The organism is Demequina sp. NBRC 110053 (genome assembly GCF_002090095.1).
Lineage (GTDB): Bacteria > Actinomycetota > Actinomycetes > Actinomycetales > Demequinaceae > Demequina.
The window spans coordinates 1,392,485-1,418,189 of the sequence record NZ_BBRJ01000002.1; the positions used below are offsets into that span (position 1 = coordinate 1,392,485).

The 25,705-nt window shown below is 70.3% G+C and carries 20 protein-coding genes, 2 tRNA genes and 1 other RNA gene; 10 read left to right on the forward strand and 13 right to left on the reverse strand.

The window, feature by feature from the left end:
- Nucleotides 1–40 precede the first annotated feature (40 nt).
- Nucleotides 41–1,234 (reverse strand): xylose isomerase, encoded by a 1,194-nt coding sequence (gene xylA / locus B7K22_RS06635; RefSeq protein ID WP_084039168.1) that lies wholly within the window; start codon nt 1,232–1,234, stop codon nt 41–43.
- Nucleotides 1,235–1,361: 127 nt separating this feature from the next.
- On the opposite strand from xylA, the gene B7K22_RS06640 reads away from it, so the two are divergent.
- Entirely contained in the window at nt 1,362–2,549 is a 1,188-nt protein-coding gene (locus B7K22_RS06640; protein ID WP_159448790.1) for an ROK family transcriptional regulator, read from the forward strand.
- A gap of 85 nt (nt 2,550–2,634) precedes the next feature.
- A complete protein-coding gene (locus B7K22_RS06645) occupies nt 2,635–4,314 on the forward strand; it encodes an L-lactate permease (protein ID WP_144276274.1) in 1,680 nt (559 codons plus the stop codon).
- 129 nt (nt 4,315–4,443) lie between these two features.
- Here the strand turns inward: B7K22_RS06645 and B7K22_RS06650 are convergent, their stop codons facing one another.
- Together B7K22_RS06650 and B7K22_RS06655 are read right to left on the reverse strand one after the other, a co-directional pair.
- Nucleotides 4,444–5,514: an aspartate-semialdehyde dehydrogenase gene (locus B7K22_RS06650; protein WP_084039171.1), complete on the reverse strand. Its 1,071-nt coding sequence runs from the start codon at nt 5,512–5,514 to the stop codon at nt 4,444–4,446.
- Nucleotides 5,511–6,782 (reverse strand): aspartate kinase, encoded by a 1,272-nt coding sequence (locus tag B7K22_RS06655; protein ID WP_084039172.1) that lies wholly within the window; start codon nt 6,780–6,782, stop codon nt 5,511–5,513. Before B7K22_RS06655 ends, B7K22_RS06650 begins: the two co-directional genes overlap by 4 nt.
- A 156-nt stretch (nt 6,783–6,938) precedes the next feature.
- Here B7K22_RS06655 and B7K22_RS06660 point away from each other — a divergent pair, with 156 nt between their 5' ends.
- A complete protein-coding gene (locus B7K22_RS06660; RefSeq protein WP_084039173.1) occupies nt 6,939–8,459 on the forward strand; it encodes a carboxylesterase/lipase family protein in 1,521 nt (506 codons plus the stop codon).
- On the opposite strand, the gene B7K22_RS06665 is transcribed toward B7K22_RS06660, so the two are convergent.
- Both B7K22_RS06665 and B7K22_RS06670 read right to left on the reverse strand, forming a co-directional pair.
- Nucleotides 8,451–9,515 (reverse strand): NAD(P)-dependent oxidoreductase, encoded by a 1,065-nt coding sequence (locus B7K22_RS06665; protein WP_084039174.1) that lies wholly within the window; start codon nt 9,513–9,515, stop codon nt 8,451–8,453. The two genes, B7K22_RS06660 and B7K22_RS06665, sit on opposite strands and share 9 nt — an antisense overlap.
- A 93-nt stretch (nt 9,516–9,608) precedes the next feature.
- Nucleotides 9,609–10,181 (reverse strand): TetR/AcrR family transcriptional regulator, encoded by a 573-nt coding sequence (locus B7K22_RS06670; protein WP_159448791.1) that lies wholly within the window; start codon nt 10,179–10,181, stop codon nt 9,609–9,611.
- Between the two features lie 202 nt (nt 10,182–10,383).
- Between B7K22_RS06670 and B7K22_RS06675 the strand changes: the two genes are divergently transcribed.
- Nucleotides 10,384–11,322 (forward strand): ABC transporter ATP-binding protein, encoded by a 939-nt coding sequence (locus B7K22_RS06675; protein ID WP_084039176.1) that lies wholly within the window; start codon nt 10,384–10,386, stop codon nt 11,320–11,322.
- Entirely contained in the window at nt 11,319–12,578 is a 1,260-nt protein-coding gene (locus B7K22_RS06680; RefSeq protein WP_084039177.1) for an ABC transporter permease, read from the forward strand. The genes B7K22_RS06675 and B7K22_RS06680 overlap by 4 nt, the downstream gene beginning before the upstream one ends.
- Before the next feature lie 215 nt (nt 12,579–12,793).
- Here B7K22_RS06680 and recR read toward each other — a convergent pair whose 3' ends face one another.
- The 5 genes from recR to ffs form a co-directional block, all read right to left on the reverse strand.
- On the reverse strand, nt 12,794–13,390 hold the full coding sequence (gene recR / locus B7K22_RS06685; protein ID WP_084039178.1) for a recombination mediator RecR: 597 nt from the start codon (nt 13,388–13,390) through the stop codon (nt 12,794–12,796).
- Between the two features lie 61 nt (nt 13,391–13,451).
- Complete coding sequence (locus B7K22_RS06690) at nt 13,452–14,072, reverse strand: TetR/AcrR family transcriptional regulator (protein ID WP_084039179.1); 621 nt, start codon at nt 14,070–14,072, stop codon at nt 13,452–13,454.
- Nucleotides 14,073–14,127: 55 nt separating this feature from the next.
- Nucleotides 14,128–16,167: a DNA polymerase III subunit gamma and tau gene (locus B7K22_RS06695; protein WP_084039180.1), complete on the reverse strand. Its 2,040-nt coding sequence runs from the start codon at nt 16,165–16,167 to the stop codon at nt 14,128–14,130.
- Between the two features lie 113 nt (nt 16,168–16,280).
- Nucleotides 16,281–17,315: an alcohol dehydrogenase AdhP gene (gene adhP / locus B7K22_RS06700; protein WP_084039843.1), complete on the reverse strand. Its 1,035-nt coding sequence runs from the start codon at nt 17,313–17,315 to the stop codon at nt 16,281–16,283.
- A 132-nt stretch (nt 17,316–17,447) separates the two neighbouring features.
- Nucleotides 17,448–17,544: signal recognition particle sRNA small type (gene ffs / locus B7K22_RS06705), an RNA gene on the reverse strand.
- Between the two features lie 64 nt (nt 17,545–17,608).
- On the opposite strand from ffs, the gene B7K22_RS06710 reads away from it, so the two are divergent.
- Both B7K22_RS06710 and B7K22_RS06715 read left to right on the forward strand, forming a co-directional pair.
- A tRNA-Ser gene (locus tag B7K22_RS06710) sits at nt 17,609–17,696 on the forward strand.
- Between the two features lie 36 nt (nt 17,697–17,732).
- On the forward strand, nt 17,733–18,434 hold the full coding sequence (locus B7K22_RS06715; RefSeq protein ID WP_084039181.1) for a LytR C-terminal domain-containing protein: 702 nt from the start codon (nt 17,733–17,735) through the stop codon (nt 18,432–18,434).
- Between the two features lie 182 nt (nt 18,435–18,616).
- Here B7K22_RS06715 and B7K22_RS06720 read toward each other — a convergent pair.
- The 3 genes from B7K22_RS06720 to tadA all read right to left on the reverse strand — a co-directional run bounded on the left by B7K22_RS06720 (nt 18,617) and on the right by tadA (nt 20,334).
- A tRNA-Ser gene (locus tag B7K22_RS06720) sits at nt 18,617–18,707 on the reverse strand.
- Nucleotides 18,708–18,762: 55 nt separating this feature from the next.
- On the reverse strand, nt 18,763–19,860 hold the full coding sequence (locus B7K22_RS06725; protein WP_084039182.1) for an FUSC family protein: 1,098 nt from the start codon (nt 19,858–19,860) through the stop codon (nt 18,763–18,765).
- Nucleotides 19,861–19,881: 21 nt separating this feature from the next.
- Nucleotides 19,882–20,334: a tRNA adenosine(34) deaminase TadA gene (tadA, locus tag B7K22_RS06730; RefSeq protein ID WP_255372169.1), complete on the reverse strand. Its 453-nt coding sequence runs from the start codon at nt 20,332–20,334 to the stop codon at nt 19,882–19,884.
- 69 nt (nt 20,335–20,403) lie between these two features.
- Here tadA and upp point away from each other — a divergent pair, with 69 nt between their 5' ends.
- The 3 genes from upp to B7K22_RS06745 all read left to right on the forward strand — a co-directional run bounded on the left by upp (nt 20,404) and on the right by B7K22_RS06745 (nt 25,637).
- Nucleotides 20,404–21,045 carry a uracil phosphoribosyltransferase gene (upp, locus tag B7K22_RS06735; protein WP_084039183.1) on the forward strand — a complete coding sequence of 214 codons (642 nt, stop codon included), beginning with the start codon at nt 20,404–20,406 and terminating at the stop codon, nt 21,043–21,045.
- Nucleotides 21,046–21,726: 681 nt separating this feature from the next.
- The gene (locus B7K22_RS06740) at nt 21,727–24,624 is read left to right on the forward strand and encodes a ribonucleoside-diphosphate reductase subunit alpha (protein ID WP_084039845.1); all 2,898 of its coding nucleotides are present in this window, start codon (nt 21,727–21,729) and stop codon (nt 24,622–24,624) included.
- A 26-nt stretch (nt 24,625–24,650) separates the two neighbouring features.
- Nucleotides 24,651–25,637, forward strand: coding sequence for a ribonucleotide-diphosphate reductase subunit beta (locus B7K22_RS06745; protein WP_084039184.1), 987 nt, complete (start codon nt 24,651–24,653; stop codon nt 25,635–25,637).
- Nucleotides 25,638–25,705: the final 68 nt, after the last annotated feature.

Sequence of the window (25,705 nt, forward strand, 5' to 3'; positions counted from 1 at the left end):
GCGACCCGGCCCGCGCATCGGCGGAAGGACGTGCTCTGGCCTAGCCGCGTGCGCCCAGCAGGTGCTCGGTCGCGAGCTGCTGGAGGCGGACGAAGCCGAAGCCCTTGCCGTCGTAGTAGGCGCTCGCGTCGAAGTCCTCGTAGGAGGCGCGGTCGGCCAGGAGGTCGTCGTAGGTCTCGCCCTCGCCCAGGGTGGGCTGGCCGAGCTCGAAGACGCGGGCGGCCTCGAGTGCCTCCTGCACCTCGGGGTCCGCGCGGAAGGCCGCAGCGCGCTCCTTGAGCAGCAGGTACATCGACATGTTCGCGCGCACCGACTCCCACACGCCGGCCGAGTCCTCGGTGCGCGACGGCTTGTAGTCGAAGTGACGCGGACCGTCGTAGGCCGGGCCGCCGTTGGGGCTGCCGTGCTCGAGCAGGTCCACGAGCGAGAAGGCGTTGTGGAGGTCGCCGTGGCCGAACACGAGGTCCTGGTCGTACTTGATGCCGCGCTGTCCGTTGAGGTCGATGTGGAAGAGCTTGCCGTGGTACAGCGCCTGCGCGATGCCGGCGGTGAAGTTGAGGCCTGCCATCTGCTCGTGACCCGTCTCGGGGTTCAGGCCCACCAGCTCGGGACGCTCGAGCGACTCGATGAAGGCCAGCGCGTGGCCCACGGTCGGCAGCAGGATGTCGCCGCGGGGCTCGTTGGGCTTGGGCTCGATCGCGAACTTGATGTCGTAGCCCTTGTCCGTGACGTAGTCACCCAGCAGGTTGACGCCCTCACGGTAGCGCTCGAGCGCAGCGTTGATGTCCTTGGCCGAGTCGTACTCGGCGCCCTCGCGTCCTCCCCACATGACGAAGGTGGTGGCGCCCAGCTCCGCGGCGAGGTCGATGTTGCGCAGCACCTTGCGCAGCGCGAAGCGGCGCACGGCGCGGTCGTTGGAGGTGAAGCCGCCGTCCTTGAACACCGGGTGGGTGAAGAGGTTGGTGGTGACCATCTCGACCACGATGCCGGTGTCTGCGCACGCGCCCTTGAGGTCATCGATGGCCTTCTGGCGCTCGGCGTCGGTGGCCTCGAAGGGGAAGACGTCGTCGTCGTGGAAGGTGATGCCCCAGGCGCCGGCGTCTGCGAGGCCGTGGATGGCCTCCACCGTGTCGAGGGGTGCGCGGGTGGCGGATCCGAAGGGGTCCTGGGCGTTCCAGCCGAGGGTCCACAGGCCGAACGAGAACTTGTCCTCGCGGGTGGGCGTGGGTGCCATGGGTGATGCTCCGATCGTCGATGATCTGTTAGGTTGTTGGCAACAACATAAGGCCGCGAGGCCCACCTGTCAAAACCTGACGACCACCACCGCTGCGCAGGCGCAGACCCGAAGGGAGAGTGCTCGCATGCTCGACCAGACTCCGGGTCGCACCATCGCCCCCGGCCGGGGAAGTCGCAACGAGGCGACCCGCCAGCACAACCTCTCGACCGTGCTGTCGCTGGTTCATCACCGCCGTGGCATGTCGCGCGCGGATCTCACCCGCGCGACGGGACTGAACCGGTCGACAGTCGGCCTGCTGGTGGGCGACCTGGTCGCGGCGAGGCTCGTCACCGAGGAGGCGCCGACGTCGACCGGCGTGGGCCGTCCCAGTCCCGTCATCGCCCCCGACGCCTCGGTCGCGGCCCTCGCGATCAACCCCGACGTCGACGCCGTGACCCTGGGCCTCGTGGGCCTCGGAGGGGTGGTGCACGCGCGCCGACGCGTCGAGCTCGACCAGGTTCCCTCGGTCGAGGACGTGCTCGCCACGGTCGCGACCCACGCTCGCGACCTGACCGGCCGCAGCGACGTCCGCGTGGTCGGTGCTGGAGTGGCGGTGCCGGGCCTCGTGCGCGTTCGGGCCGGGAGGGTGGCGCGCGCGCCTCACCTGGGGTGGCGCGACAAGGCCCTGTCCGCTCCGCTGGCCGACGCCCTGGGCGTGAACGTGGGCGTCGACAATGACGCGAACGCCGCCCTGGTGGCCGAGGCCGTCTTCGGCGCAGCCCGAGGGCTCGAGAACGTCGTCTACCTGAACGGCTCGGTGTCGGGCATCGGCGGGTCCTTGCTGGTCGACGGCGCGATCCTGCGGGGCGCGGATGGCTTCGCCGGCGAGCTGGGCCACACCATCATCAGAGCCGACGGCGAGCAGTGTCATTGCGGCAGGCGCGGCTGCCTCGAGACCGAGGTGAACCTGCAGCGCCTGGAGCAGGCGGCATCGGGCGCCATCGAGCACGACGACGTGGCGCGGTCGCTCGCCTCCCTCGACACCGGTGCGCTGTCGCGCGAGATCGATCGGCAGGTGGACCTGCTCGGGCGAGCGATGGCCTCGTTGGTGTCCGCGTTCAACCCGGAGGCGGTCGTGCTCGGAGGGTTTCTCGCGGCACTCCAGGATCTGCGACCCGAACGGCTCAGCCGAACGCTTCACGAGATGTCGTTCGCGCCCCTCGCGGACTCGGTCGACGTGCTGCCGGCCCAGCTGGGTGAGGAGCTCCTGATGGTGGGCGCCGCCGAGCTGGGCTTCGCACCTCTGCTCGTGAACCCCATCGCATCCGCCTGACGCTGACGCCCACCGTCCCGCGCGCAGCCGTCGCCTTCCGCCGGAGCCTCTGCGCGCCACCGGCGTGCCGTGGCACGCTGTGAGCATGCTGACGCTTCTCGCCGCGCTGCCGATCCTCGCGATCCTGCTGCTCATGGTGGTCGCGAAGTGGTCAGCGGCGCTCGCGGGCGCGACCGCCGCCGCCGGCGCGATGGTGCTCGCCCTCACCGCCTTCGAGTTCGGAGGCGAGGACGATCCCTTCGGCCCCGTCGAGGGAATCGTCGGCGTGCTCGCGCGGGCCAGCTGGGTCGCGCTCACCGTGATGCTGATCATCGGGCCCGCGCTTGGCATCCACCACCTCCAGCAGCGCACGGGCGCGACGCGAGCTCTCGAGGCGGGCCTGTCGCGCATCACGCCTGACCCGCGCGTCGCTGCTCTCCTGATCGCGTGGTTCTTCTGCCTCCTCATCGAAGGCGCGGCGGGGTTCGGCACACCGGTTGCGCTCGCAGCCCCGTTCCTGGTGGCAGCGGGCTTCAAGCCGCTCACCGCGGTGGTCGCGGCGATGCTTGGCCACGCCTCGGCGGTGCCGTTCGCGGCCGTCGGCACGCCCACCCTCGCGCAGCTCGCGATCGTCGACTACGACCCTCGTCAGCTGTCCTGGGCGATCGCCCCGCTGATGGCCGTCGTGGGCCTGGTGCTCGCGTTCATGGTCGCGCGCCTGGTCGGCACCCTCGTGCCCACCGCGGGACCGCCGTGGCGATGGATGGCCGTCGCCTATGCGGCGTTCTTCCTTCCCTATCTCCTGATCGCACGGTTCGTGGGGCCCGAGTTGCCGTCGCTCGTGGGGTCGATCGCGGGCGCCGGCCTGTTCGTCATCGCGGTGCGCTGGGTCCTCCGGCGCCGCGGAGCCGCGGCCGCCGCGCAGGTCGGCGCCGATGCGCCCTCAGGCAGCGAGCCTTCGTCACCTTCCGAACAGATCGGCGACCGGGAGGCTCCCGCTGCCCACGTGCCCGCCTCTCCCGTCGTCGGCTACGTCGCCCAGTCCCAGCACGAGGCGACGACGCCGGGGGAGACGCCTCGCGCATCGGCCGCGGTGACGGCCCCGCCGAGCATGTCATTCCTGGCCGCGACCGCCCCGTACCTGGTGCTGGTGGTGCTGGTCCTGCTCACGCGGCTCGTCACTCCCGTGAAGGAGGCGACGCAGTCGTGGACCGTCAGCTGGGAGCTGTTCGGGAGCTTCTCGGAGAGCATCCAGCCGCTGTATCACCCCGGCGCGCTGCTCGCCATCGCGTTCGTCGCAGGAGCGGTGTGGCAGAGCGCCGCGTGGCGAGACGTCGGGATCGCCTTCCAGCGCGCGACGCTGCAGGTGGTGCCGGTGTTTGTGGCGCTGGTGGCGATGGTGACGGTGGCGTTCACGATGTCGGAGTCGGGGATGACCGAGCAGCTTGCCGTCGCGGCAGCGGCCACCGGAGCGCTGTGGCCGGTGCTCAGTCCCTTCGTGGGCGCGCTCGGCACCTTCATGACGGGGTCCGCGACGGCGTCGAACATCCTCTTCACCGAGTTCCAGGATCAGACGGCCCTGTCGGCCGAGCTCGACCCGCTGCCGCTGCTGGGAGCCCAGGCGGCGGGAGCGGCGATCGGCAACGTGATCTGCCCGCACAACGTGGTCGCCGCCGCAGCGACGGTGGGCCTGTCAGGCCGAGAGGGCCAGGTGCTGACGCGCGCCCTGCCGGTCGCGGCGCTGTGCCTGGTCCTGCTGGGCGCGATCACCTGGGTCATTGTCTAGTCGCTGAAGTGGTCGGTTCTGGTGCGTCAACCGCCCCGAGGTGCGCGAGTTGGGCCCAACTCGCGCATCAAGGGGTGGCGATGAGCGAGAATCGACCATCAGGAGGGCCGATGCGCGGGCTGGGTCGCGCTACACGCCCAACTGGGGCGAGGCGGCTGCCACCCTGGACTCGATCCGCTCGGCGAGGAGCTGCGCGATCTGCACGGCGTTGAGCGCCGCGCCCTTGCGCAGGTTGTCGCCCACGATGAACAGTGCGAGGCCACGCCCGCCGTCGACTCCGTGGTCGGCCCGGATGCGGCCCACGAAGGTCTCGTCGCGGCCGGCCGCCTTGAGCGGCGTGGGGATCTCGTCGACGACCACGCCCGGTGCCGCGGTTAGGATCTCGTAGGCGCGAGCAGGCGACAGCGGCTGCTCGAACTCCGCGTTCACGGAGAGCGAGTGCCCGGAGTACACCGGCACGCGCACGCAGGTACCGGAGACGCGCAGCTCGGGAAGGCCGAGGATCTTGCGCGACTCGTCGATGAGCTTGCGCTCCTCGACGGTCTCGTTCGAGTCGTCGCCCACGAGGTCGCCAGCGAACGGCAGGACGTTGAAGGCGATGGGCTCGACGTAGACCTCCGCCGCCGGGAGGGCGACGGCGCTTCCGTCCAGAGCGAGCGCATCGGCGCTGTCGGCCACCGCCCTCACCTGGCTTCCGAGCTCGCGCACCCCGGCCAGCCCCGAGCCAGAGACGGCCTGGTAGGTGGACACGACCAGGCGGACCAGGCCGGCCTCGTCGTGCAGCGCCTTGAGGCTCGGCATCGCGGCCATGGTGGTGCAGTTGGGGTTCGCGACGATGCCCTTGGGGATCTCGTCGAGCGCGTCAGGGTTGACCTCGGAGACCACCAGCGGGACCTCAGGGTCCATCCGCCACGCGCTCGAGTTGTCCACCACGACGGCTCCCGCGGCGGCGAACTGCGGCGCGTACTCCTTCGAGGGGCCGCCGCCCGCGGAGAAGATCGCGATGTCGATGCCGGCGTAGTCGCCCGAGGCGATGTCCTCGACGGTGATGTCAACGCCCCGGTGCTCGAGCACGGTGCCTGCGGAGCGGGACGACGCGAAGAAGCGCACGTTCGCCGCCGGGAAGCGGTCCGCGACCAGCTCGCGCATGACGGTTCCCACCTGTCCGGTGGCGCCCACGATCGCTACAGTGATGCTCATCGTCCAGTCCCTCCGTACACGACGGCCTCGCCGTCCTGGGTGTCGAGCTCGAAAGCGGTGTGGACGGCGCGCACGGCGTCGTCGAGCTTCTCGGAGCGGGTGACGACGGAGATGCGGATGTCCGACGTCGAGATCATCTCGATGTTGACGCCCGCGTCGCGCAGCGCGGAGAAGAACTTGGCTGACACGCCAGAGTTGGAGCGCATGCCGGCGCCGACCAGCGAGATCTTGCCGATGGTGTCGTCCGTGCGCAGCTCGGCGTAGCCGATGGCGCCATGGTCGGCCTCGATGGCCGCAGTCGCGCGCGGAACCGAGTCCGCAGGCAGCGTGAAGGAGATGTCGGTGACGCCCGTGACCGTCGCGGACACGTTCTGGACGATCATGTCGATGTTGACGTCCGCGGTCGCGACGGCCTCGAACAGGCGCGCGGCAGAGCCGGGCACGTCCGGCACGCCGATGACCGTGATCTTGGCCTCGGAGCGGTCGTGCGCGACGCCGGCGATGATCGGGTCTTCCATCTCTTCTCCTTCGTCAGTGTCGCTCGTCACCCAGGTCCCTTCAAGGCCGGAGAACGACGAGCGCACGTGGATCGGAACGTCGAAGCGGCGCGCGTACTCGACGCAGCGCGGCATGAGGACCTTGGCGCCGGAGGCGGCCAGGTCGAGCATCTCCTCGTAGGAGACGCGGGCGAGCTTGCGGGCGGATGGCACGATGCGCGGGTCAGCGGTGAAGACGCCATCCACGTCGGTATAGATCTCGCAGACGTCGGCGGCGAGCGCCGCGGCGAGCGCCACGGCGGTGGTGTCCGAGCCGCCCCGTCCCAGCGTGGTGACGTCCTGCGTGTCGGGGTGCAGACCCTGGAAGCCGGCGACGATCGCGACGTCACCGTCCTCGACCGCCTTCTGCAGGCGGCCGGGCGCGACGTCGATGATGCGCGCGCGGCCGTGATGCTCGGTGGTGATGACGCCCGCCTGCGGCCCGGTGAACGCCTGCGCGCCCACGCCGAGCTGGCGGATCGCCATCGCGAGCAGCGCCATCGAGATGCGCTCGCCGGCGGTCAGCAGGATGTCCATCTCTCGAGGTGCCGGGTCGTCGGTTACGGCGTTGGCGAGGTCGATGAGCTCGTCCGTGGTGTCGCCCATCGCGCTCACGGCCACCACGACGTCATTGCCGGCGCGCTTGGTCTCGACGATGCGTCGGGCGACGCGCTTGATCGCGTCGGCGTCCGAGACGGAGGACCCTCCGTACTTCTGCACCACGAGAGGCATGCGTGAGCTCCAGCTGTTCGACCAGGGGTGTGTGCTTCCAGGAACGGGCGCGCCCGCGCGCGCACGGTGACACAGTCTAGTGAGGCCGTGCGCATTCTCCTACTCGCCTCCGGGTCTCGGGCAGGAGAGCGCAGGCGCGCGGATTAGCATGAGCGCGTGAGGCGCACCGATGATCCGATCGTCACCACCGACGCCGGACGCGTGCGAGGACGCTGGCGCACGAGCGCCGATGCGCGGGGACAGGTGACCTCCTTCGCCACCTTCCGCGGGATCCCCTTCGCCGCCCCGCCGGTGGGCGATCTGCGGTTCGCGCCGCCCGCCGCCCCGGAGCAGTGGGACGGCGTGCGCGACGCGGGAGCCTTCGGTCCGACGCCCCAACGGGAATCGCCATACGACCCGCCGCGCATCCCGGAGCCCTCGATCCCTGGTCGGGACGTGCTGACCGTCAATGTCACCACCCCCGACCCGTCTCCAGGCGCGGGTCTCCCGGTGCTGGTGTGGATCCACGGCGGCGGGTTCATTGGCGGCTCGCCCGCGAGCCCCTGGTACGTGGGCGAGTCGTTCGCGCGCGATGGCGTCGTGACCATCACGGTGGCGTACCGCCTGGGCTTCGAGGGCTTCGGGTGGATGGAGGGTGCGGTCCCGAACCGCGGCGTGCTCGACTGGGTCGCGGGACTCGACTGGGTCCAGCGCCACGCCGCGCGCTTCGGGGGCGACCCTGCCCGCGTGACGATCGCCGGGCAGAGCGCGGGCGGAGCGGCGGTCATGCGCCTGCTGACTCTTCCCTCTGCCCAGCATCTGTTCTCGCAGGTGATCGCGGTCTCGCCGGCGGACGCTTCCGCGACCGTGGAGAGCGCCCGCGAGGCCGGAGAGCGCATCGCCGCCGCGCTCGGAGTCGAGCACAGCGCCGCTGGTCTCGGTGCGGTCGACGAGCACACGCTGTTCCGTGCGCTTGGCGCGGCGCAGACGGAGCCCGCCGACCCGGTCCGCGGCCTGCTGCAGCGCGCCGCCATGCCCCTGCCGCTCGCGCCGGTGGTCGACGGCACCCTGGTCCCTCACTCGGTGACCGACGGGGTCAGGGCGGGCGTGGGCGCCGACAAGCCGCTGCTCATCGGCGCCACCGCCCACGAGTTCAACGAGTCGGTCGTGGGCGTGGCGGCGTCGCGCCCCGGCGCGGATGCCGTCGCGCTGCTCCGCGAGGCGGGTGTGCCGGACGCGTGCGTCGAGGATCTCGCCGGTGCGGAGCCCGAGCGCGGCCCCGACTGGGCACTGGGCCAGGTCGTGACGGACGCGATCTTCCGGGGGCCCGCGGCGGGGTGGGCGAACGCGCGGGGCGCCGGCCCGACCTGGGCGTACGACTTCCGGTGGGAGTCCCGCTCTCCCGCCGTGCGCGGAGCAGCGCACTGCGTCGACGTGCCGTTCGGCTTCGACATCCTCGGAGCGGATGGCGTGGAGGAGGCGGTGGGGCCCCGGGCCCCGCAGGGCCTTGCTGACGCCGTCCACGGCGACTGGCTTGCGATGGTGCGCGATGGAGCGGTCGATGCCCCGCGTCACGGCGACTCCCATGCCACCGTCGTGTATGGGCGGGACGCGCACCGTCGCATCGGCGCTGCCTACGCGCTCGAGCGTCGGCTCTGGACTGATGGCCTTGCGCCCGTGTCCCCAGGCTCAGGCTGACGCGACCCGCACGGGGCCGCCGACCGGAGCGGTGGCCAGCTGGGCGAGGCGCGGCCAGGCGAAACCCGCGCGGCGGCGCTCCTCGACGGACTCCGCGACCGCCTCGCGCCAGGGCACCTGCGCCTCGAACCCTAACAGAAGTCGCGCCGTTTCGGGATCGGAGTGCCAGTCCATGCCCACGTGCACCAGCGCGTGCGTGAGGAATGGCGAGCTGCCAGGGAGCACGGGGTGGAGGCGCTCCATGACGCCAGCGAAGGCGAAGGCCGCCCGCGTGGGCACGGAGTAGCGCGGCGCGGGAACGCCGGCCGCACGCGCGATCTCGGCGATCGCCTCGCGCGCCGTGGGCTGCTCGGGCCCGACGATCGGCACCGAGACATACCCGGTCAGTCGCTCGGCGATCGCGGCGAGCGCGAAGGCGCGGCCCAGGTCCTCGCCGGCGATCAGCGGCATGGTCGCCTCGCCGCCGTCCACCCACGGCACCATGCGCGTGCGCAGCCGGGGGATGAGCGCCGACACCAGTCCCAGCTCGAGCCCGGTGCCCACGAAGTGTCCGAGCCTCATCGACACCACGGCGGTACGACCCGGTCCCGTGCCAGCGATCCGACGGGCGTGGCGTTCGACGTCGACCATGGCGTCCAGGTGTGGCCAGTACCCGCGCGGTGTGGGCACGTCGTCAGCGGGGTCGGTCGCGCCGCTCGCCGCGGGGGTTCCGATCGCGACGGTGGACGCCAGCAGGACGCGCGCCACTCCGGCTCCCACGGCCTGGTCCAGCAGGTCGATGGACGGTTCGAGGAACAGCGTGCGTTCTTCGTGCCGGTGGCCCCAGAAGCTGGACCAGGTGCCGGCATGGATGAGGACGTCGACACCGCGCACCACGTCGCGGCGGTAGTTGGGATCGGTGAGGTCGCCGATGCGCGTGTCGTGCGCCGTGGCGGGTACGCGGGCCGCGTCGCGGCCGGCCGCGATGACGTGGAGATCGGTGCGGCCGGCGAGCGCGCCGAGGATGTGACGGCCGAGCCAACCGGAAGCGCCGGTGACGAGGACGGTGGTGGTCATGGGAACTCCGATGCTGAGGGGCGTCAGGGCAGGCTGCCGCCAGGGTGGGGTGCGGTGAGGTGCGGGAGCGGCGGCCAGGGCGCCGCGGCGAGGTCAGGCGGAGGTCGTCGCGATCCAGCGCTTCAGGTGCGCTGCCTCGCGCTCGAGAGGCTCAGGGTCGGACAGCGCGTTCGTGAGCACGGCGGCGCCCTGGATCCCTGTCACCAGGTGCAGGGCTCGGGCTCGGGAGGCGTCGGACGGGAAACCGAGCGCCTCGAACTGCTCGGTGGCCCATGCGATCGTCATCGTGAAGATCTCCGCGGCGGAGTCTCCCAGGTCCTCGCTCACCTTGCGGGCCTCCGAGCACAGCGAGCCGATGGGGCAGCCGTAGCTGGTGATCGTGCCGGCGTCGCGGAGGTGCATGTCGACGTAGGCCGCAAGGCGAGCACGGGGGTCCGGCGCAGCGTTCCACTCCTCGACGAGAGCCGCGTAGCGCTCGCGGAGCTGGTCGACGATGGCGAGTCCGAGGTCGTCCTTGGACTTGAAGTAGTAGTACACGCTGCCGGTCGCGACGCCTGCCTCGCTCGCGACGTCACCCAGGGTGGTGCGCTCGAGGCCGCGGGTGTAGGCGAGGGTTGCGGCGGCGGCGGTCAAGCGCTCGCGCTTGTCGGTCGCTGGACGGGGCATGGAGTCCTCCTTGCTTCGGATAGATAGGACACTAACTAGTAATTCGACCGCGCGCAAGGCCTGACCCTCGACACGCGGAAGATCAGGGATGTCCCTCATGGTTGACGGCTCCGGCGCCTGCCACACTGGCGGCGATGGCGACGGCGCAGATCCCTGCGTCCGACCGCGGCGGCCCAGCCGCCTCAACCAGAGGGAACACCGCATGACAGTCACGCAGGAGGCGCCCGTGCTCACGGACGCCATCGCGGTCGAGGGGGTGGCGCGCTCGTTCGGATCCGTCCGCGCGGTCGACAGCGCCAGCCTCACCGTGAGGCACGGGCACGTCACCGCCCTGATCGGGCCGAACGGCTGTGGCAAGACCACGCTCATGCTGATGCTGTCGGGGCTGCTGCGCCCCGACTCCGGCGAGATTCGGATCGCCGGCCACGACCCGCGCACGGACTCCGCCGCCGTGCGGGCCGCGATCGGGTGGATGCCGGACCAGCTGGGCTCGTGGGACAACCTGACGTGCCTGCAGACGCTGACGCTCATGGGCGAGGCGTACCGGATCCCGCGCGCGACCGCGCGCGAACGTGGGCTGTCATTGCTGCGCCGTGTGCACCTCGAGGAGTTCGCAGAGCGCCCGGCGCGCGTGCTCTCGCGGGGCCAGAAGCAGCGGCTCTCTCTCGCGCGGGCGCTCGTCCACGATCCCGCCGTGCTGCTCCTCGACGAGCCCGCCAACGGGCTTGACCCGCGCTCCCGTGTGGAACTGCGCGACCTGGTGCGCGAGTTCGCCGCCGAGGGCCGCGCCGTGCTCGTGTCGAGTCACGTCCTCGCCGAGCTCGACGAGATGGTCGATGACGCGGTGTTCATGTCGAAGGGACGCACGCTCGGCGACGATGCCGCGGCCATGGTCGCCGACGCTCGTCTCAAGTACCGCATCGACGCGCTCGACCCCGAGGCACTGCAGGCGGCCCTCACGAGCGGACAGGTGGACTTCGAGCCCACCGCGACCGGAGCGGTCACCCGCATCGATGGCGAGGCCAATGCCGCTCAGGCGCTCGCATGGCTGGTCGGGCAGGGGGTCCAGGTCCACCGGTTCGGACCCGTGGGCTCGGCCCTCGAGCAGACGTACATGGCGATGAACGAGGAGCGGCGATGAGCACCGAGACCACCGAGCACCACCTGCCCGCATCCGACGTCGCGGTGAACCCGCCGCCACGCACCGGCAACCCGTGGCTGCCCACGCCGCACGGAGTGTCCCTCATGGCGCGGATCGAGCTGCGCAGGCGGCGGCCCTCTACCAAGGGCTACATCCTCTACGGCATCCTGTTTGCGATCGTCATCGCGATCTGCCTCTCCGCCGCGATCTTCACCCCGGCCCAGCTCTCGTCGACCAACTTCGAGATCGTGCTGGTCATGGTCCTCGGCGTCGGCATGCTCATCGCGCCCTCCCTGTCGGCCACGTCGATCAACGGCGACTCTGGCGAGGGGGTGCTCGCACCGCTGCAGATGTCCCACCTCACCGCGGGCGACATCGCGATCGGCAAGCTGCTGGCCTCCTGGACGGTCTCGGTCTTCGCGCTGGTGGCGCTGTCTCCGTTCCTCGTCTACACCTTCCTCAACTCGGGCTGGCGCGTGGGGGAGATGCTCATGACGATCGGCGCGATCCTGTTCGTCGTGCTGACCTTCACCGCAGTCGGGCTCGCGTGGTCCGCGATCGCCGCTCGCGCGGTCGCATCCGTGGCCCTCGCGCACCTCACGACCGGCTTCTTCGTCATCGGCACGCTCATCGTGTTCGGCGTCTCGACCCTGCTGTTCACCGAGGAGGCGACGCAGCGCGACCGCTACATCGACTGGGAGCAGCTGACCCCCGAGGCGGAGGAGGCGCTCAACGAGGCGTACATGACGGGCGACTACTCCGCGCTCGACCCCGCGGACTACCAGTGCGTCGACTCCGAGTGGGCGTACACGATCACCCACACGGAGCACGTGGCGTGGATCCTGCTGACCAACCCGGCCGTGATGATCACGGAGACCGCGCCCATCGTCGACCCCGAGACCTGGGAGGAGGACGGGCGCGCGGCGCCCGGCCTGTTCGCGACCATCCACCAGCTCGTGTCGCAGGCCCGCCTGGGACCTGTGGAGCAGCTCGACGACCACATCGTTTACGACGAATGCGCCCAGCTCTTCCAGCAGGCCGAGGCTAGCGACATGTCCGATGAGGAGCTCGAGGAGAATTGGGCCGAGGAGGAGGCGCGTCACATGGAGCGGCAGCAGGAGGTCGCCAACCTCGATCGCGCGCCGTGGATCGGCCTGGGCGTGACCGGAGCGCTGCTCGTCGGCTCCATGTGGATCGTCGTCAACCGTCTCCGCGTGCCCTACAAGAAGCTGCGCAGCGGTACTCGCGTGGCGTAGCCGGCTGTCGCATCGGCCGTCCTGTCCCTCGGCGGGACACGGCGGCCGATGCGCGGGCGAGCTCCCCTAAACCCGGCGAAGTGGGCCCAACTCGCTCGTCTAAGCCCCTAAATGAGCGAAGTGGGCCCAACTCGCTCGTGCAAGGCACTAGATGAGCGAAGTGGGCCCCATTCGTCCACGAGGGCGGCCATCCACGAAGACGGCGGGGCCCGGGGTCAGCTCACCTGGCGGCGGCCCTCGAAGGCGCGCCCGAGGGTCACCTCGTCGGCGTACTCGAGGTCGCCGCCCACGGGCAGCCCCGACGCAAGTCGCGACACCGTCACGCCCATCGGCACCAGCATGCGCGTGAGGTACGTCGCGGTCGCCTCGCCCTCGATGTTCGGGTCGGTCGCGATGATGACCTCCTGGATGGCGCCGTCGCCGAGCCGCGTCAGCAGCTCGCGGATGCGCAGGTCGTCGGGCCCCACGCCGTTCATCGGATCGATCGCGCCGCCCAGCACGTGGTAGCGGCCCCGGTACTCGCGAGTGCGCTCGATGACCACCACGTCCTTGGGCTCCTCGACCACGCACAGAAGGTCGTCGGACCGACGCGGATCGGCGCAGATGCGGCACTGCTCGGACTCCGCCACGTTGCCGCACGTCTCGCAGAAGCGCACCTTCTCCTTGACGGTCGTGATCGCGTCGGCGAGGCGCTTCACGTCGACCGCGTCCGCGGCGAGCAGGTGGAAGGCGATGCGCTGGGCGCTCTTGGGGCCCACGCCTGGCAGGTGCCCCAGCTCGTCGATCAGATCCTGAACCGCGCCGTCATACATGGGCTCAAGCGTAGGCGGCGCGGGAGACGCAGGCGCGCATCACGGCGCCAGCCGCGCCCAGTCAGCGCGCCTCGAGGTAGCGCAGGTAGACGTCCATGAGCCTCGACGGGTTCGCGCGGTAGGTCTCGAACATGAATCCGTAGCCTGCGGTGATGGCGAGCACGTCCTGAGCCAGCTCGTCCGCGGTGAGGTCGGTTCTGCACCAGCCGCGCTCCTGCGCATAGGTCATGAGCCGACCGAGCTCGGCGCACCACTCGGCGTGGAGCTCGCGCAGGGGCGCCATGAGCGACTCGTCGTCTCGGTTGGCGTCCGCGAACTCCGAGATCACCATGGTCCACCGGGATCCTTGGGGGTCGGTACGTGCGAACTCCGTCTGCGCGATCGTCAGCGCCGTCGCGAGGTCGGCGGGCTCGGCCGCTTCGACGACGGCCCACCACTCGCCGCGCAGGTCGCGTCGCGCGCGCAGGACCTCGAGGAAGAACTCCTCCTTCGAGCCGAAGTGGAAGTAGAAGGCGCCGCGTGTGTAGCCGGAGTCGCGGACCACGTCCTCGATCGTCGTGGGCGCGTAGCCCCTGATCAGGAACCTCTCGATGCCGAGCCGCAGCAGGTCTGAACGGGTCCGCTCGCGCTTGATCTGGAACTTGGTGGGAGGACGTTGTCCCGCACCGTCGACCTGGGTCATGGGGCGAGCGTAACAGCGCAAAGCGGACACGCCTGCGCGCGTCCAGCGGGCACTTTCAGTCGTCGACGACGGTCCCGCCGAGCAGTTGCGCCACCACGTCCGCGCCGCTCAGTTGAGCGTCCGGCGCCCGCTCGTCATCAGGGGAGATGTCCTCGTGCGCGTCGTCGATCGCCGACGCCGAGCCGCGCGAGGGTGCGTCCTCCGAAGGCTCGTCGTCGACGGGCGGCTCGTCCCACGGCGGCGGCTCGTCCGCGGCGACCGCGGCACCTGCCAGCGCGGCTCCTGCTCCCGCGGCGCCGACCGTAGCGCTCGTCGCAGGCGAGGCGGACGGAGGCGGCGCGGAGGCCACCGATGGGGCATGCGCGGGACTGGGCGCGGCCGGCGGGCGAGCGCCCCCTGGACCCTCGACTGCCTCGACGCGGACGTGGAGCCCGAGCGTCTCGCGAACCGCGAGAGCGACGTTCTCCGCGTGCGCGCTGCCCGTGAAGCGGGAGGCCAGGGCGGCGTTGTCGAAGGCGAGCGTCAGGACGCCGCCGTCGACGCTCGCTACCTGGGCGCTCTGACTCACCATCGACCACGTGACTCGCCGGCGCTCGAGGGTGCCGAGCACCTCGGGCCAGCGGCGTCGCACGAGCTCCGCGTCCTCGGCCCCGCCCGCGACATCCCCGGTCGGTGCGCGGACGGGCTCAGGCTTGTCGCTGGACGGTGGGGCCGATGCGGACGCCGGCTCGGGCGCTGGCACCGCCTCGGTCGTGGCTCGCGGCGCGGCGGAGGATTGCGGCGCGGCGGCGGACTGCGGCGCGGCGGTGGGCTCTGCTGCAGACTCGGGCTGCGCGGCCGCAGGCACCGGAGCCTGCTGCTCCCGAGCAGCAGCGACCGCTGCTCGAGCCTTGGCTGCGCCCGCGCCGGGATCGCTTCCGGTCTGTGGCGAGGCGGGTGCAGCCGCGGCAGCGGCGGGCGCAGGCGAGGAAGCCGCCTGCCCGCTCACTCCGCTGCCGGCCGCAGCGATGAGCCGCGCGCACAGCAGCTCGAGGTGCAGGCGCGGCGAGGTGGCGCCGACCATGTGGGTGAGGGCGTCGTTGACGAGGTCGCCGGCCTGCGAAGCACGCGCGAGCCCGAGCCTGCGAGCCTGATCCTTCATGCTGTCGAGCTGGTCGGTGGGCACCTCGCCCAGGGCCTTGAGGCCCTCGCCTCCGGCGGCGCTCAGCAGGATGAGGTCGCGCAGCCGCTCGAGGAGGTCCTCGACGAACCGCCGCGGCTCGTGCCCCGTGTCGATCACCCGGCCGACGACGCTGAACAGCGAGGCGCCGTCCCCGGCTGCGATGGCGTCGACCGCGTCGTCGAGCAGCGTCGCATCGGTGAAGCCCAGCAGCGCGATCGCTCGCTCGTAGGTGACGCCGGCGTCGTCCGAGCCGGCCATGAGCTGGTCGAGCACTGAGAGGGTGTCGCGCACGGAGCCGCCGCCGGCGCGGACCACGAGCGGGAGGACGCCGCCCTCCACCTGCACGGACTCTGCCTCGCACAGCTGCCCGAGGTAGTCGATGAGGACGGGCGGTGGCACGAGGCGGAAGGGGTAGTGATGGGTGCGCGAGCGGATGGTGCCGATGACCTTCTCGGGCTCAGTGGTCGCGAAGATGAAGCGCACGTGCGGCGGTGGCTCCTCGACCAGCTTCAGCAGGGCGTTGAAGCCCTGCGTCGTCACCATGTGCGCCTCGTCGAGGATGAAGATCTTGTACCGGTCTCGCGCCGGGGCGAAGGCCGCCCGCTCGCGCAGCTCGCGAGCATCGTCCACGCCGTTGTGCGAGGCCGCGTCGATCTCGACCACGTCGACCGAGCCCGCGCCGCCGCGCGCGAGCTCCACGCATGAGTCGCAGCTGCCGCACGGGGTGTCCGTCGGTCCCTGCTCGCAGTTGAGGCAGCGGGCGAGGATGCGCGCCGACGTGGTCTTCCCGCACCCGCGCGGGCCCGAAAAGAGGTAGGCGTGGTTGACCTTGTCGGCGCGCAGCGCCTGCATCAGCGGGGTGGTGACGTGCTCCTGGCCGACCACGTCGGCGAACGCGTCCGGGCGGTAGCGGCGATACAGGGCGGTGCTCACAGGGCGAGCCTAGTGCCGCCCACCGACACGCGCATCGGCCCTCCACAGTGGCGGTCGTGGAGGGCCGATGCGGCGGGCAGGCGGTGAGGTCCGTCGCCCTGTCGAGGGTCGGGTCAGGCGGTCAGGTCCATCACGATCCGCCCGTCGATCGCGCCATCGTGCATGCGCGCGAAGATGTCGTTGATGCTCTCGAGCGGCTCGACAGCGTAGGTGGGGGCGATGAGGCCGCGGGCGAAGAAGTCGATCGCCTCCTCCATGTCCTGGCGGGTGCCCACGATCGAGCCGCGGACCGTCCAGCCGTTCAGCACCACCGAGAAGATGTCGAGGGGGAACTGCTCGGGCGGCAGGCCGACGAGCGACACCGTGCCGCCGCGGCGCAGCGAGCTGACGGCCTGAGGGAATGCCCTGCCGTTGACGGCCGTGACGAGCGCGCCGTGCACGCCGCCGCCCGTGGCCTCGCGGATCGCGGCCCCCGCATCCGCCGACGTCTCGGCATTCACGACGACCGCGGCGCCATGCTTGCGGGCCAGCTCGAGCTTGTCATCGGCCACGTCGACGGCGACCACGCGCCGCCCCATCGCTACCGCGTACTGGACCGCGATGTGGCCCAGCCCGCCGATGCCGGAGATCAGCACCCAGTCGCCTGGCTTGGTGTCCGTGACCTTGAGGCCCTTGTACACGGTGACCCCGGCGCACAGGATGGGCGCCGCCGCTGCGAGGTCGACGCCGCCAGGCAGCACCGGGCAGTAGCGCGAGTCGACGAGCATGTACTGGCCGAACGAGCCGTCGACGGAGTAGCCGCCGTTGCGCTGCGCATGGCACAGCGTCTCCCAGCCGGCCTCGCAGAACTCGCACTCGCCGCACGCGCTCCACAGCCACGCGTTGCCGACGGTGTCGCCCACCGCGACGCGGGTGACGTTGTCGCCCACGGCGACCACCTCGCCCACGCCCTCGTGGCCGGGGATGAAGGGAGGGGAAGGCTTGACGGGCCAGTCGCCCTCGGCGGCGTGCAGATCGGTGTGGCACACGCCGGAGTAGTGGACCTTGACGAGGGCCTCGTAGCCGGTGGGGGTGGGCAGTTCGACGTCGGAGATCTCGAGCGGCTGGTCGAAGTTGCGGACGACCGCGGCGCGGAAGGTGTCGGCCATGGGGATCACTTCTTCTCTGTCATGTCTGCGTCGGCGGCCGATCCGTCGGCGACACTTCCACGGTACGTCCGCACAGGGGGCCGCACCTGGGCCCTTCGTCCCCGTCAGGCTGCGCGCCGTCGTGCCCGGGCATGACAGGACCCCCCACGCACCCGACAGAGCCCGCTTGCCCTTGCTGCATTCCTGCCCTGGGGGAGTTGGGCGAGGTATCGCCACGTGGGGGGTCGCCCTCGAGTCTAGCGCCGATGCGGATTTAGCTGTTACGCCCTCGCTCGGGTACCATTCTGGGGCTTGGAGGATTCGCCTAGTGGCCTATGGCGCACGCTTGGAAAGCGTGTTGGGTGCAAGCCCTCAGGGGTTCGAATCCCCTATCCTCCGCCAGTAGTAGCCGTTTGCCGCAGCCGCCGTGGGGGTTTCGTGAGTCAGTCGCCGACGGGTCCCGACCCCAAGCGTCGCAAGGCCGTGCGCCGACACCGTCGCGAACGCCAGATCGTGGTGTTCGGCGTCATCATCATCGCGGTCGCGGCCATCGGCTTCATGGCCTCCGCCATCTACAGCGGCGACGTCGAGGGCCCGTTCGCCTCCGACTTCAGCTCGCCCGCTCCCGAGCTGGGCGAGATCGACCTGGTGTGCCCGCCGCCCGAGAGCAAGCCGCTCGAGCCCAGCCAGGTGGTGGTGCGCGTCAACAACTCGACGGACGCGCCCGGCCTCGCCAGCACCACGCGCGACACGCTCGCTGGGCGCGGCTTCGTCGTGGTGGGCGCGACCAACTGGTCTCGCGAGTACGACGGCAACGTGGAGATCTACTTTGGCGCCGAGGGCGTGCAGCACGCCTACACCCTCGCCCGGCAGTTCACGGACGCCGAGCTGGTGCTCGACAGCAGGCCCGACATCACCGTCGACCTGGTGCTGGGCGTGCAGTTCAGCGAGTCCCCTCAGCTGCGCGAACCTCTCGCTCCTGAGCTGTCCCCCGACCTCAACCTCACCGCCGGCGGCGAGTGCCGCCCCGCCAACCTCGTGGTCGCGGTCCCGGCGCCGCGCACGCTGCCCGAGAACCCGCTCGCGAGCGCGAGCCCCTCTCCGTCCCCCGAGCCAGAGGCCGAGGGCGACGAGGGCTGACGCGCCTCCGGCGGAGCATGAGCTCGGCCGAAGCGGGCGCGAAGTCGCGTTCCGCCGTGCGGGCCGGCGGCGGCTCGACCCTCGCGCCTTGACCCTTGACCGTGCGACAGCTGCCTACGAAAAAACGGCTGAACCCCCACGATCGGAGGTTCAGCCGTTCACGATGTCGTGCGACATCGCCGTGGCGGTGACGGTGGGATTTGAACCCACGGTACGGGGTTACCGTACACAGCATTTCGAGTGCTGCACCTTCGGCCGCTCGGACACGTCACCGCGAAAGAGGATACCTGGTCGTCACCTGCCGTCCTAATCGGCGGACGCGAGGCGGTCAGCGCGGCCTGTGGGGCGGCGCGAACCGTCCGACGGGGTCGGGCGCGGCGGGCCGGTGCAGCAGGGCTGTGGCGACGGCCAGTCCGGCTCCCACGAGGGTGTCGATCACGCGCTCGCCCGCGAGCTCGAGGCTGCCCAGGCGGCCCTCCGCGGAGCTGACGATGATGAGCGCGAGCGGCGTCAGGGCGGCGGTGGCGAGTGCGTAGTGACGCGCCACCGCCACCTCCGTCACGAACTGGAGAGCGCCCAGCGTGAACGCGATCACGATGGGCGACGGGTCCAGCGCGGAGAATCCGATGTAGACGCCCACGCCGGCGACTGTGCCGACCGCGCGGTGCAGCCCCCGGGCTGCGGCTGGACCTCGCCCCGGCACCACGCCGATCACCACCACGCCTGCCGCGACCGTCCAATAGGCGCGTTCGGGATCGACGAGCAGCAGACTCAGCGCGGTCCCGACCACGGCGACGATGGCGGTCCGCGCCAGCAGCTCCTTCGCGCCCCGGTCCCACTGCGGGCGTGCGAGCAGCACCCGGAGCGGCCGCGGTGTGACCTGCCAGTGCGCTCGCCTCACGAGGGGGGCGATGCTGACCATGACAGCCAATGCACAGCCGGCACCCACGGCAGCGACGATCGTCGAGAAGCTCCCACCCGCATCGGCCGCATGCCCCGCCACGCCGTAGACCAGGATCGGGAACAGCGGTCCTGGCGGACCCAGACGGTACCCATGGACCAGCGCGCCCGTGCCCACGGTGACGAGGACGAGGCCCACCGCCGCGATGCTCGGGTGGGGACCGAGCCACGCGCCCAGCGCCGCGCATGCGACCAGCACCAGGCCGGCGAGGGGCCTCAGGCGCAATCGCTCGAGCCGGGGCAGCGCGGAGAAGTACGGAACGGTGAAGGCGCCCATGCACGCGAGCAGGCCCAGGTCCGTGCGACCCATCGCGACGCCAGCGAGCAGCGGAACGGTCATGGTGATCGCCGCCTGAAGCGCGATGGGCCAGCGTGGCTCCGAGGCCGGGACCACCGTGCCCAGGCTGGCGACCGCCCGGCGAGCGCCGCCGCGCCAGATGTCGCGCCGACGGGGCTGGCTGCTCATGGTGCCCGACCGCTCGTCGCCTCAGCGACGCTGCTCGAAGAAGGCGGTGAGCAGGGAGGCGCACTCCGCCTCCCGCACGCCAGCGATCACCTCGACCTTCGAGCCGATGCGCGCGTCTCGCACGACGTCCCACTGGGATCCGGTCGCACCGGCCTTCGGATCCCACGCCCCGAGGACGATGCGCGGCACGCGGGCCTGCAGGATCGCGCCGGCGCACATGAGGCACGGCTCGAGGGTGACGACGATCGTGCAGCCGTCGAGGCGCCAGGTCTGCAGGGCCGATGCGGCCTCGCGCAGCGCGAGCACCTCGGCGTGGGCGGTGGGGTCGTGGGCAGCCTCGCGGCGATTGAAGCCGCGGCCGATGATCGCCCCACCGGGGTCGAGGACGATCGCGCCGACCGGGACGTCGGACACGGCCGATGCGCGCTCGGCGAGGGCGAGTGCCTCGCCCATCGCGTCGTCCCAGTCGGTCACGTCGCCAGGCTACCGGGGCTCTCCTCGCCACTCGGATCGCTGGCGGGGCGCGACGGGTAACGTGGAGCCATGCAGCTGCACGTCGCGGATCACCCGCTCATCCGCCACAAGGTCACCGTCCTGCGCGACAAGAGCACGCCGTCGCCGACGTTCAGGCTCCTGGTCGACGAGCTCGTCACGCTCCTGGCCTACGAGGCCACGCGCGAGGTCAAGGTCGCGGAGTGCGAGGTCGAGACGCCGCTGACCACCGCGACCGGCACCAAGATCGCGGATCCGCCCCCGATCATCGTGCCGATCCTGCGCGCGGGGCTTGGCATGCTCGACGGCATGACGCGCCTGCTGCCCAGCGCGGAGGTGGGCTTCCTGGGGCTCAAGCGCGATGAGGAGACCCTCGAGGCGGTCACGTATGCGAACCGCCTTCCCGAGGACCTCACCGGCAGGCAGGTGTTCCTCATCGACCCGATGCTCGCCACGGGTGGGTCGCTCGTGGCCGCGATCGAGTACGCGCTCGAGCGAGGGGCAACGGATGTGACGTGTGTGTGCCTGCTCGCGGCCCCTGAAGGGATCGCGCACGTGCAGAAGTCGGTGGGCGATCGCGCGGACGTGTCCGTGGTGGTCGCGCAGGTGGACGAGAGGCTCAACGAGGTGGGCTACATCGTCCCGGGCCTCGGAGACGCAGGGGACAGGCTGTACGGGGTGGTCGACCTGTAGCCGTTCACGTTGGGGGAGTGTGCGCCAGAGTGTGAGCGACGCGGCGCGCGCGGCGCCCCACTCGGCGACCGCGCGCGATGACGCCTGAGCGGAGCGCGCTCAGGGATCCGCGATGGCCCGTCGGGCCGATGCGCGCCTTCGAGTGGCGTCGTCATTCATGTTCGTCTCGGCAAGGCTTCGCGAGGGATCGGCGGGGGCGTCTCCTCACCCACGCCGCTCTGCCGAGTCGGTCGGGACCATATGGCGAGCCGCCGATGTCAGACCTCGGTGAGACGCTGAAGGCATGTCCGGACAGATGCGGTTGGCAAGTGTTCCCCAGGTGCGAGGGCCCGCTGTGGAGGACACGCCGCGTTGTCCACAGCGTTTACACAGAGTTGTCCACATGACCACAAGATATGGGGTCGGTATCGCGAAACGACCCCCATATCTTGTTGCACACCATTGTAATTCGCGTTACTGTCGGATCACGCTTCGCGTCCCCGACGTCGCCCCCGCGAGGGGCGGTCGCCCCGGTCCTGGCGGACATCAGAACAACACAGACCACCGGCCTCATGGGGCCATGTTTCATCGCACTCTTGCGAGGGGAGAATCGTGACGATCACGGAGAACACCGCACAGGACAGCGTCAACGTCGCCGCTGTGGCCGAGGCGGTCGCAGAGGCCAACCCGTCCCGCACGGGCATCCACGTCACCAAGCGAGACGGCACGCATGAGCCGTACAACGCCGACCGCATCAACAAGGCGATCGAGCGCGCGGCCGAGGGGCTCGAGGACCAGATCTCCATCACGACGCAGATCGCCTCCGAGCTCGCGATCACGCTGTTCGATGGCATCACCACGGAGCAGCTCGACGAGGCCGCGATCGGCGTCGCCGTCCAGAACGTCAAGGAGGACCCCGCCTTCGACACCGTCGCAGCCCGCCTGCTGCGCAAGGTGATCTACAAGCGGGTGCTCGGTGGCTACGAGACCAACCTCGAGCTCGCGCTGCTCCACCAGGCCCGCTTCCCCGGCTACGTGCGCGATGCCGTCGAGGAGGGCCTGCTGGACACCCGCCTCGAGACCCTGTTCGACCTCGACGCGCTCGCGGCGGCGCTCGACCACGAGCGCGACGACCTGCTGAAGTACATCGGCACCGTCACCATGCGCAATCGCTACATGATCACGGACCGTCACGGCAAGGCGCTCGAGGTGCCCCAGTACTTCTGGATGCGCGTGTCGATGGGCCTGGCCCTCAACGAGGCCAACCCCACCGAGATGGCCATCCAGTTCTACGAGAAGATCTCCAAGCTGGACTACCTCCCGGCGGGCTCGACGCTGGTCAACGCCGGCACGTCGTACCCGCAGCTGTCCAACTGCTTCGTCATGCAGATGGAGGACGACATCGAGCACATCGCCAAGAGCGTGCGCGACGTCATGTGGCTGACCAAGGGCACGGGCGGCATCGGCCTGTCCGTCACCAAGCTGCGCTCCGAGGGCTCGCCGATCAAGTCGAACAACACGACGTCGACCGGCCCCATCCCGTTCATGCACACCATCGACTCGACGCTGCGCGCCGTGTCCCGCGGTGGCAAGAAGTTCGGCGCCCTGTGCTTCTACATGGAGAACTGGCACATGGACTTCGCGCAGTTCCTCGACCTGCGCCAGAACTCCGGTGACCCCTACCGGCGCACCCGCACCGCCAACACCGCGGTGTGGATCTCTGACGAGTTCATGAAGCGCGTCGAGGCTGACCAGGACTGGTACCTGTTCGACCCCGCGGAGACCCCCGACCTGGTCGAGCTCACCGGCTCCGCCTTCTCCGCGCGCTATGCGGAGTACGTCGCGATGGCCGAGTCCGGCCGCATGCGGACCTTCAAGAAGATGCGTGCCCGCGAGCAGTACAAGTCGATCCTCGTGATGCTGCAGGGCTCCTCGCACCCCTGGCTGACGTGGAAGGACACGATCAACAACCGCGCCCTGAACACCAACACCGGCACCATCCACCTGTCGAACCTGTGCACGGAGATCTGCCTCCCTCAGGACCGCGAGAACATCTCGGTGTGCAACCTGGCCTCGGTCAACCTGTCCGAGCACCTCGTCGACGGCGCCATCGACTGGGAGCGCATGGAGAAGTCCACGCGCCTTGCCGTCCGACAGCTCGACAACCTGATCGACATCACGCTGTCCTCGGTGCCGGAGTCCGAGCACTCGAACTCGGAGAACCGCGCGATCGGCCTGGGCGTCATGGGCTTCACGGACCTCACCGAGCGCCTGGGCCTCGCGTACGAGTCGGAGGAGGCGTACGACCTCATCGACGAGATCATGGAGTTCGTGTCGTTCCACGCGATCGACGCCTCCGCCGACCTCGCCCGCGAGCGCGGCGCCTACAAGAACTTCGAGGGCTCCGGCTGGTCGCAGGGCAAGGTGCCGTTCGACACCATCGAGGAGACCGAGGCGGACCGCGGCGTGCCGATCGAGGTCAACCGCACCACCCGCCAGGACTGGGACTCGCTGCGCGAGAAGGTCGCGGGCGGCATCCGCAACGCCACCCTCATGGCCGTGGCGCCCACCGCGTCGATCGGCCTGGTCGCCGGCACCACGCCCGGATTCGACCCGCAGTTCTCGCAGATCTTCAGCCGTGCGACCTCGTCCGGCAAGTTCCTCGAGGTCAACCGCAACCTGGTGCGCGACCTCCAGGCCGCCGGTCTCTGGGACGAGCTCAAGGACCGCCTGCTCGAGGTCCAGGGCGACCTGTCGCAGATCGACGAGGTTCCGCAGCACCTCCAGGACGTGTACAAGACCTCGTTCCAGCTGTCTCCGTACGCGTTCATCGAGGTGGCCGCGCGCGCCCAGAAGTGGATCGATCAGGCCATCAGCCGCAACATCTACCTCGCGGACCGCGACGTGGACAACATGATGGACCTGTACTCGGCCGCGTGGAAGCGAGGCGTCAAGACCACGTACTACCTGCACATGAAGCCTCGCCACACCGCGGAGCAGTCGACGGTCCGCGTCAACAAGACCGAGAAGCTGAACAAAGCTGCGGGAGGCGCCTCCGGCGGCTCTGCCGGCGGTCCCTCGCGTCGCGGCTTCGGCGCCCGCAAGGGCTTTGGCGCCTCGAAGTCAGCGGCACCCGCCGCGGTCCAGGAGGCCGTGGTCGACAGTGCGGGCATCAACGAGGCGGCCGTGGAGGCAGCCTCCGAGCCCACCACCGCATCGGCGGCCGCGGCCGCAGCGCCCGCCCGCAAGGGATTCGGCGCCGCGACCGCGAAGTCGACGGAGCCCAAGGCTGAGACAGCCTCGCCGTCCAGCCCCATCGCGTCGGCCCCCGCCTCCGTGCTGAGCGGCGTAGCCGCCCAGGCGTTCGCCACCGCTCCCGAGGTCAAGCCGGACGTTCCCCCGGCGGCGCTTCCCGAGCCTGCTGAGCAGCCTGCCGCGACCGGCTCGATCGACAGCGCCGCGGTTGCGCCAGCCGGCGCGACGGTGCTTGATGTTCAGGAGGGCGCCGCGGTGTCCATCGGCGGTGACACGGAGCTGGTCGACGGCGTCGCCTGCCCCGTGGACCCCATGGAGGCTCTCCAGTGCGAGTCGTGCCAGTAGCCGGCACAGAAGTGAGGAAGTAGATCATGGCAATTCTCGGAACCGGCATCCAGGACGGTCTCCTGCTCAAGCCCATCACGTACCCGTGGGCGTACGACCTGTACAACCAGGCCGTGGCCAACACGTGGTTCCCCAACGAGATCCAGCTGGGCGAGGACCTCGCGGACTTCAAGAAGATGACGGACGAGGAGAAGCACGCCGTCACCTTCCTGATGTCGTACTTCAACCCCAACGAGCTGCTTGTCAACAAGGCTCTGGCGTTCGGCGTCTACCCCTACATCAACGCCCCCGAGTGTCACCTCTACCTCGCGAAGCAGATGTGGGAGGAGGCCAACCACTGCATGTCCTTCGAGTACGTCCTCGAGACGTTCCCGCTGGACCGCGACGAGGCGTACGAGTCCCACGTCACCGTGCCGTCGATGGCCGCCAAGGAGGCCTTCGAGGTGAAGTTCATCCGTCGGATGACGGAGGAGACCCTCGACATCACCACCACCGAGGGCAAGAAGGACTTCGTCCGCAACCTCGTCGCGTACAACATCATCCTCGAGGGCATCTGGTTCTACTCGGGCTTCATGGTCGCGCTGAGCTTCCGCCAGCGCAACCTGCTGCGCAACTTCGGCTCGCTCATGGACTGGGTGATCCGCGACGAGTCGCTGCACCTCCAGTTCGGCATCAACCTGATCCTCACCGTGCTCGAGGAGAACGAGGACCTCCAGGACCCCGACTTCGCCGACGAGATCCGCCAGATGATCCTCGACGCCGTGGACATGGAGGAGGCGTACAACCGGGATCTGCTGCCCAAGGGCATCCTCGGGCTCAACGCCGACTACGTGAACCAGTACGTGCGCTACCTCGCAGACCGCCGACTCGAGGAGCTGGGCTTCGACGCCCACTACAACGTGTCCAATCCCGCCAAGTGGATGGCCACCGCCAATGACACGCTCCAGCTGGTCAACTTCTTCGAGGCCACCAACACCTCCTACGAGGTGAACGCGCAGGCGACCAAGAAGTAGGCCTCCAGGCCTCGTGCGGGCCCCGCGACCGGTTCCAGGAATCGGACGCGGGGCCTGTTCGTTGGCAC

What these genes read in the sequence shown, in the direction of transcription:
- xylA (WP_084039168.1), bottom strand. Translation starts at nt 1,234, where the DNA reads ATGGCACCCACGCCCACCCGCGAGGACAAGTTCTCGTTCGGCCTGTGG.
- B7K22_RS06640 (WP_159448790.1), top strand. Translation starts at nt 1,362, where the DNA reads ATGCTCGACCAGACTCCGGGTCGCACCATCGCCCCCGGCCGGGGAAGT.
- B7K22_RS06645 (WP_144276274.1), top strand. Translation starts at nt 2,635, where the DNA reads ATGCTGACGCTTCTCGCCGCGCTGCCGATCCTCGCGATCCTGCTGCTC.
- B7K22_RS06650 (WP_084039171.1), bottom strand. Translation starts at nt 5,514, where the DNA reads ATGAGCATCACTGTAGCGATCGTGGGCGCCACCGGACAGGTGGGAACC.
- B7K22_RS06655 (WP_084039172.1), bottom strand. Translation starts at nt 6,782, where the DNA reads ATGCCTCTCGTGGTGCAGAAGTACGGAGGGTCCTCCGTCTCGGACGCC.
- B7K22_RS06665 (WP_084039174.1), bottom strand. Translation starts at nt 9,515, where the DNA reads ATGACCACCACCGTCCTCGTCACCGGCGCTTCCGGTTGGCTCGGCCGT.
- B7K22_RS06670 (WP_159448791.1), bottom strand. Translation starts at nt 10,181, where the DNA reads ATGCCCCGTCCAGCGACCGACAAGCGCGAGCGCTTGACCGCCGCCGCC.
- B7K22_RS06675 (WP_084039176.1), top strand. Translation starts at nt 10,384, where the DNA reads ATGACAGTCACGCAGGAGGCGCCCGTGCTCACGGACGCCATCGCGGTC.
- B7K22_RS06680 (WP_084039177.1), top strand. Translation starts at nt 11,319, where the DNA reads ATGAGCACCGAGACCACCGAGCACCACCTGCCCGCATCCGACGTCGCG.
- recR (WP_084039178.1), bottom strand. Translation starts at nt 13,390, where the DNA reads ATGTATGACGGCGCGGTTCAGGATCTGATCGACGAGCTGGGGCACCTG.
- B7K22_RS06690 (WP_084039179.1), bottom strand. Translation starts at nt 14,072, where the DNA reads ATGACCCAGGTCGACGGTGCGGGACAACGTCCTCCCACCAAGTTCCAG.
- adhP (WP_084039843.1), bottom strand. Translation starts at nt 17,315, where the DNA reads ATGGCCGACACCTTCCGCGCCGCGGTCGTCCGCAACTTCGACCAGCCG.
- B7K22_RS06725 (WP_084039182.1), bottom strand. Translation starts at nt 19,860, where the DNA reads ATGAGCAGCCAGCCCCGTCGGCGCGACATCTGGCGCGGCGGCGCTCGC.
- upp (WP_084039183.1), top strand. Translation starts at nt 20,404, where the DNA reads ATGCAGCTGCACGTCGCGGATCACCCGCTCATCCGCCACAAGGTCACC.
- B7K22_RS06745 (WP_084039184.1), top strand. Translation starts at nt 24,651, where the DNA reads ATGGCAATTCTCGGAACCGGCATCCAGGACGGTCTCCTGCTCAAGCCC.